This is a genomic window from Thiocapsa imhoffii, from assembly GCF_016583985.1.
GTDB lineage: Bacteria > Pseudomonadota > Gammaproteobacteria > Chromatiales > Chromatiaceae > Thiocapsa > Thiocapsa imhoffii.
In genome coordinates, this window is the sequence record NZ_NRSD01000024.1 from 66,148 (window position 1) to 72,634 (window position 6,487).

Genomic DNA, 6,487 nt, shown 5'->3' on the forward strand with positions numbered 1-6,487 from the left:
TGCATCGGAAGATCGCCCGGGGCGGCACGCGTTCACCGACACCTAGGGCGCGGCAGGAGCGACCGTCACCGCTCCGGGTCTTGACCGTCCAGCAGAAATGCCCGCACCAGTCGCTGATAGTCTTGTGGGCGCTCGAGCATCGGTAAATGCCCACACTGGGCGAGTTCGACGGAACGCACGTGAGGGATCCGCTTGGCCAGCGCCCGACTGCCCGCAACGGGCATGATGCGATCGGCATCGGCGTTGATGAGGAGCGTTGGGGTATTCAGTTTCTCGAGTGCACCCAGAATGGCTGGACTGCTCGCCGCGATCATGCTGTCCCAGGCAGTCAGTGGATCGGTCCCCAAAAATTCCTGAACGCCCAGGCGGAGCGGCTCCTCGTTCTCTGGCAGCTGATGCAGCATCCGGGCAGCGAGTGCGCGATAGAACTCGGGTTGAGATCCGAGCCAGGCGAGCATGGGCTGCATGAGACTGAACCAGGGGCGTGACTGCTGCAGCCAGGGGCGGCCGAGTGCCGTGGCCCAGGCGAACTGCTGGTGCAGTTGAAAGACCATAAATTGTTCAAGGGGATTGCGTGCGATTCCCAAACTTGTCAGGATCAGGCGATCGACGCGCTCGGGCCAGTGCGCGGCGACGAGGACCGCGATCGCCGCCCCCCAAGAGTGGCCATCGAGATCGAACCGGTCCAACCCGAGACGGTCGGCGAACGCGATGATGAGTGCGGCGAGGTCATGCGCATCGGTCTGCGTGGGACGAGCCGGGCTGTCACCGTGCCCCGGTAGATCACACGCATAGAGGGTGCGGATGTCGGCGAGATCGGCCGCCGTGTGCAGCCAATGTCGAGATGAGCCACCCCAACCGTGGATTAAGAGCAACGGTGGTCGGCCGGATGGCGTCTGGCGATATGCGAGTGGGCCGTCGGCGAGGGTGATGCGCCCCGAGGTCGAAAAATCCATAAGGCTGCTGGCTCGAGTGGTCCGAATGGCGATCGATGAAATGATGGCGAGTGTGTCCCGCGAATGCGGCGGCGCAGCATAGCGAGAGATCGGGCTGATCGCAAGAAGGCCCGACGACCGCCGCTCCCATCGCACACTCGAGCCGCCGGGTGATGGACCCTGCGGTCATTGCGAAGTGAGGTATTGGGTCATGAGTCGAGAAACCTTGGTGGAGCGGCTGGCGTCGTGTCACCGGCGCGTGCAAGCCAGACGTCGCTGGTCGCCCCAGGCGGTCGTGCCTCTACCAACCAGCGGCCGCTTGGTGCAGCGATCCATGGTTCGCCACGTGCCGCGGATCGTCCCGGCGTTGGTGGGCGCAATGGTGCTGAGTGCCTGGTTGCTCGTGGGCTGTTCCGGCTCCGCTGAGGACATGCGGGTTCGGTTTTGTAAGCAATTGGTCCTAGCGCAGGTCCAGACACCGGGTGAGGTCCGCTGGATCTCGGTCGCGACCGATCCGCGTGGCTATGCGGGCTTATTCGTCACGCTCAAGTTCGAGGATGGCGGTGGGGCTGGATGGATGCCACGACAGCGTCAGGCGATCTGTGAATATCGCTATCAGGTGTCGGATGACACCGCGCTCCAACTGAGCGATCCGCTTTCCGCCTACGCGACCGCTCCCGAGTCGATGTCGATGGATGGTACGCCCTTGTCTCGCGCGGTCCTCTCCAAGGCCATCCAGGACTCGATGATCCTGCAAGGCAAGGCCTTGATCGATCGGGCGAAGCAGGGAATCAATGAGGCCGCGGAGACGGCCCGCGCGCGACTTGACTCGGAGCGCTGATCCCAAATAAGAGATGGGTCGGGCCGGTGCGGGTCGCGTTGCGGTGTCCGGGTTAACGATGAGCGCGGATCATGGCCAGACGATGAACCGCGGAAGACAGATCGATGCCACTGGCGGAGCGCTCATCGAGGAGCCGTGTCATGTGTTCCGCGAGGGCGGCACATTCCCCGGAATCGAGGATCTCCAGGAGCGCGGCCACCTCCTCAACCGACGCGGAGAGGATCGTGGGGGCAAGCTCCGCCGGGGTGATGAGGGTTTCAGGATGCAGAAGGTCCGCAACCAGAGGCTGTTCGAGCAGCCGAAAATGGATTTCGCGTGCCTCGTCTTCGTCGGCGAGTTCCTGCCGCGCCAAGGGATCCGTACCGGCGGCGCGTCTGATGGCCTGCATGATCAGGGCGATCAGTTTGCGCAGCGCGGCCCGCTCTTCGGTATGTGTCTCGGGCAAGGCGAAGGACTGCTCGTAGAGTCGTTCGAGTCGTTCCTTCAGGGCGAGGATGGGTTCACTGCCAGCATCGGGAGGCAGATCGACGGCGTCCTGGACCGCGGCACGGAAGTCGTCGCGAAACGCCAGCATGTCATCGTGATCAGCCTTTTGAGCGGCTAACAGTGCCTCGGGCGTGACCTCCTTGAGTGGCCAGGCGAACAGTGGGTTCTCATGGCAGCGTCGTAACTGTCGCTCGCGCCGTCCAGGACGGTGGGTGAAAGGCAACTCCATGGTATCAACCCGACTGGCTGTCGTTTCGGCGTTAAGGGACTGACCGCGGTGGCTACCCAGGTCTTCGAGCAGCCCACTGGGCTGCCGAGGTTGGCTTGCCGGTCCCGAGGCGGTTTCGCTTCAGTGTGGAGCACGACCGTGCGTTGATGCCCGCCGCGGGCCTCATCGCTGTGCTCTGGCACCACGCAGTACGGCGTAGACCCCTGCCGTGTCAGGACGGATGCCGCGCCACAGCCAAAAGGATTCGGCGGCCTGTTCGACCAACATGCCCAGTCCATCGAGGCTGCGAGCGGCACCCTGCTGTTGGCCCCAACGGCAGAATGAGGTGGGCTCATCCGCATAGAGCATGTCATAGGTCCAGCCGTCAGGGGCGAGGCACGTGCTCGGGATCGGCGGAACCTGCTGATTCAGACCAGCAGGCGTAGCATTGATGATGAGGTCGAAGCGTTCGGATGCCAAGCGGTTGAAATCGCACGCCCGGACCGAGCCATGCTCCGCTCCCAACAGGGCGAGCTCGGCGGCCTTTTCCGGAGTCCGGTTGGCGATGACCAGACGGTCGAGTCCCGTTTCGAGCAGCGGTACCAGCACGCCTCGGGCAGCACCTCCCGCGCCCACCAGGAGCACCCGGGCGCCTTGGAACTGAAATCCGTAGCGATCAGCCAGATCGCGCACCAGGCCGATGCCATCGGTATTGTCGCCTCGCAGACGGTTTCCACCCAGTCGGATGAGGGTGTTCACCGCGCCCGCGATCTCCGCCCGTGCAGTGCGCTCGTCAGCCAGTGCCCAGGCCGCGGTCTTGAAGGGCAGGGTCACGTTCAGCCCACAGCCTCCACTTGCGAAGAACCGCGCCACATCCCCGGCGAAATCGTCCAGGTTGCCCAGCATCCGCTCGTAGAGCAAATCCTGGTCCGTCGCCCGCGCAAAAGCCGTATGGATGCGGGGGGACTGACTGTGCGCAATGGGGTTGCCGATCACGGCATACCGATCAGGCATGGATGCGCCCCGGACCCTTGCATCGGGAGCATGGGACTACTCGGCGAGCCACCGTGCGACATCCTTTGCGTAGTACGTCAGGATCCCATCGGCACCCGCGCGTTTCATCGCGACCATTGCCTCGAGCACGACCGCGCGTTCATCGAGCCAGCCCTGGAGACTGGCGGCCTTGAGCATGGCGTATTCCCCACTGACGTGATACACGAAAGTGGGCGCGCCGAAGTGATCCTTGATGCGTCTCACGATATCCAGGTAAGGCATCCCTGGTTTGATCATCACCATGTCCGCGCCCTCGGCGAGATCGAGCGCGACCTCGTGGAGGGCTTCATCCGAGTTCGCCGGATCCATCTGATAGTTGTACTTATTGCCGGCACCGAGATTGGCCGCGGAGCCGACCGCGTCGCGGAAGGGGCCATAGTAGCTGGAGGCATATTTGGCCGAGTAGGCGAGGATGCGCGTGTGGATGTGTCCTTCACCCTCGAGGGCGGTGCGGATGGCGCCGATACGACCGTCCATCATGTCCGAGGGGGCCACGATATCGGCACCTGCCTCGGCATGCGACAGCGCCTGGCGCACCAGGACCTCCACCGTCTCGTCGTTCATGACGTAACCTGTTGCGTCGATCAGTCCATCCTGGCCATGCGTCGTGAAGGGGTCGAGTGCGACGTCGGTCATGATGCCCAAATCGGGTACGGCTGACTTAATGGCGCGAACCGCCCGTTGCGCGAGCCCTTCCGGGTTGAAGGCCTCGCGCGCATCAAGCGACTTGACCTCCATCGGCGTCACCGGGAAGAGCGCCATCGCCGGGATGCCGAGTCGGTGGACCGCGCTGGCTTCCTCCACCAGCAGGTCGATGCTCAGACGCTCGACGCCGGGCATGGAGACCACCGCTTCACGCTGACCGGAGCCTTCGAGGACGAACACCGGATAGATGAGATCAGCCGCCGTGACCAGGGTCTCGCGCATCATGCGTCGTGAAAAGTCGTCACGTCGCATCCGGCGCATGCGTGTAATGGGAAAGGCGGCGCGATGGGTGTGCGGATCGGGCATAGGGGCCTCAGGGTCTGCTCTGGCGCGGCCGGGACCGTCCCGGTGCTCAGGGCCGATACAATAGCTCAGGCGTTGCGATGGCTCCAGTCCGATGCGTCGCTGAAACAGCGCCATGCGAGTTGGTCGCGGCCTGGTATGCGGGAGCAAGCCACCCAGGGGCGCGTGCATCTGCTAGAGTTTTGTGGCCCGACACCGAGTAACCGACTTCAGGATCCAGTCAGCCGATGGCGAACTCAAGCGAACCCGTTGCCCCATTTTGCGCAGTCGATGTGGACCACTTTCAGTCGCGGGTCATCGACGCTTCGTGGCAACGCCCCATGCTGGTGGACTTCTGGGCCGACTGGTGCGCCCCCTGTCATGCCTTGGCGCCACAGCTCGAACGGGTGGTGAGCGAGCGTGGCGGGCGTATCGGTTTAGCCAAGGTCGAGGTCGATGAGGGCGAGAACATGAAGCTCGCGGGGCGCTATCAACTGCGCGGTTTCCCGACTGTGATTCTCTTTATTGACGGTGAGGAGCGCGGGCGCTTCAGCGGTGCGCGTTCGCGCCACCAGATCAATGATTGGTTGCGCGCGCACGTGCCCGAAACCTGAGAGCCGCTGTGTTGCCGCAGGACCCCCGCAACGGGTCTGCTTCTATGGGGACGTTCAGTTCCGAACGGCGTGTGATCAGGCGTCTGGTCGCCGCACGGGGTGGGGGACCAAGGCAGCACGGGCTGCTGGTGAACACCTCGCGGAGGGTTCCACCAGCGATGAGACGCGCGGCGGCCCGGTCGAACGGCCCGGCCGCCACGCGGGATGCTCATCCGGTCGCGGTCCGAATCCACTCAACCCGATTGCGCATGACCCCATAGTAGACCACCGGGATCACGACCAGTGTGAGCAGGGTCGAGACCAAGAGGCCGAACAGGAGCGAGATCGCCAGCCCCGAGAAAATGGGGTCATCGAGGATGAAGAGGGCACCGGCCATGGCCGCGGCCGCGGTCAGGGCGATGGGTTTGGCGCGCACCACCGCTGAGTTGATCACGGCCGCCGCGAAGTCGCTCCCCTCGCGCACTTGCTGGTTGATGAAGTCGACCAGCAAGATCGAGTTGCGCACGATGATTCCGGCCAGGGCGATCATCCCGATCATGGATGTCGCCGTGAACTGCGCCCCCATGAGTGCGTGTCCGGGCAGGATCCCGATGATGGTCAGTGGGATCGGTGCCATGATCACGAGCGGAACCAGGTAGCTGCGGAACTGGGCAACGACCAACAGATAAATGAGGATCAAGCCCACGCCATAGGCGATGCCCATATCGCGGAAGGTCTCGTAGGTCACCTGCCATTCGCCGTCCCATTTGAGGCTGTAGTCATAAGGGTTGGGTGGTGGTTGGATGAACCATTGCTCCAACCCCAATTCATTCTCGACGCGCTCTGAGATCTCGAACATGCCATAGAGCGGGCTGTCGGTGTCGCCGGCCATGTCCGCGGTGACATAGACCACTGGCAGCAGGTCCTTATGGTAGATGCTGTGTTCGCGTGTGCTCTCATGCACCTCGACGATCTCGGACAAGGGCACCATGGCCCCGGAGAGCGCGAGCACCCGCAGCGAGAGCACCTGCTCCAGATCGGCTTTGTCGGCTTCACTGAACTCGACGCGGATCGGGACTGGGTACTTCACATTGGCACAGTGCAGATAGCTCATGTCTTCACCGTCGAGTAGGGTGGCGAGCGCTTGCGCAACCGTGCTTTGTGGAACCCCGAGACGCGAGGCCTTGGTGCGATCCACCATGAGCACGAGCTTGCGGGACGGATGCTCGACCGAATCGTCCACATCGACGATATCCGGGGTCGTTTCGAAAATCCCCCGCACCTCCCGGGCGACGCGAATCTGGCCATCGTAATCAAGACCATAAATCTCGGCGACCAGGGGTGAGAGGACGGGCGGGCCGGGCGGGATCTCGACGATCTTGGC

General features: G+C 63.5%; 7 protein-coding genes. 2 read left to right on the plus strand and 5 right to left on the minus strand.

Annotated elements, in window-relative coordinates:
- Nucleotides 1–65 precede the first annotated feature (65 nt).
- Nucleotides 66–956 carry an alpha/beta fold hydrolase gene (locus tag CKO25_RS17425; protein ID WP_200389224.1) on the minus strand — a complete coding sequence of 297 codons (891 nt, stop codon included), beginning with the start codon at nt 954–956 and terminating at the stop codon, nt 66–68.
- A 190-nt stretch (nt 957–1,146) separates the two neighbouring features.
- Here CKO25_RS17425 and CKO25_RS17430 point away from each other — a divergent pair, with 190 nt between their 5' ends.
- The gene (locus CKO25_RS17430) at nt 1,147–1,776 is read left to right on the plus strand and encodes a hypothetical protein (protein WP_200389225.1); all 630 of its coding nucleotides are present in this window, start codon (nt 1,147–1,149) and stop codon (nt 1,774–1,776) included.
- 52 nt (nt 1,777–1,828) lie between these two features.
- On the opposite strand, the gene CKO25_RS17435 is transcribed toward CKO25_RS17430, so the two are convergent.
- The 3 genes from CKO25_RS17435 to hemB all read right to left on the minus strand — a co-directional run bounded on the left by CKO25_RS17435 (nt 1,829) and on the right by hemB (nt 4,534).
- The gene (locus tag CKO25_RS17435; protein ID WP_200389226.1) at nt 1,829–2,491 is read right to left on the minus strand and encodes a hypothetical protein; all 663 of its coding nucleotides are present in this window, start codon (nt 2,489–2,491) and stop codon (nt 1,829–1,831) included.
- 162 nt (nt 2,492–2,653) lie between these two features.
- Complete coding sequence (gene aroE, locus CKO25_RS17440; RefSeq protein ID WP_200389227.1) at nt 2,654–3,484, minus strand: shikimate dehydrogenase; 831 nt, start codon at nt 3,482–3,484, stop codon at nt 2,654–2,656.
- 36 nt (nt 3,485–3,520) lie between these two features.
- Nucleotides 3,521–4,534 (minus strand): porphobilinogen synthase, encoded by a 1,014-nt coding sequence (gene hemB, locus CKO25_RS17445; protein ID WP_200389228.1) that lies wholly within the window; start codon nt 4,532–4,534, stop codon nt 3,521–3,523.
- 224 nt (nt 4,535–4,758) lie between these two features.
- Here hemB and CKO25_RS17450 point away from each other — a divergent pair, with 224 nt between their 5' ends.
- Nucleotides 4,759–5,124 (plus strand): thioredoxin family protein, encoded by a 366-nt coding sequence (locus CKO25_RS17450; RefSeq protein WP_200389229.1) that lies wholly within the window; start codon nt 4,759–4,761, stop codon nt 5,122–5,124.
- A gap of 208 nt (nt 5,125–5,332) precedes the next feature.
- On the opposite strand, the gene CKO25_RS17455 is transcribed toward CKO25_RS17450, so the two are convergent.
- Nucleotides 5,333–6,487 (minus strand): efflux RND transporter permease subunit (locus CKO25_RS17455; protein ID WP_200389230.1); only part of this gene is annotated, 1,155 nt, incomplete at its 5' end.

Coding starts and splice junctions, on each gene's coding strand:
- CKO25_RS17425 (WP_200389224.1), bottom strand. CDS start 956: ATGGATTTTTCGACCTCGGGGCGCATCACCCTCGCCGACGGCCCACTC.
- CKO25_RS17430 (WP_200389225.1), top strand. CDS start 1,147: ATGAGTCGAGAAACCTTGGTGGAGCGGCTGGCGTCGTGTCACCGGCGC.
- CKO25_RS17435 (WP_200389226.1), bottom strand. CDS start 2,491: ATGGAGTTGCCTTTCACCCACCGTCCTGGACGGCGCGAGCGACAGTTA.
- aroE (WP_200389227.1), bottom strand. CDS start 3,484: ATGCCTGATCGGTATGCCGTGATCGGCAACCCCATTGCGCACAGTCAG.
- hemB (WP_200389228.1), bottom strand. CDS start 4,534: ATGCCCGATCCGCACACCCATCGCGCCGCCTTTCCCATTACACGCATG.
- CKO25_RS17450 (WP_200389229.1), top strand. CDS start 4,759: ATGGCGAACTCAAGCGAACCCGTTGCCCCATTTTGCGCAGTCGATGTG.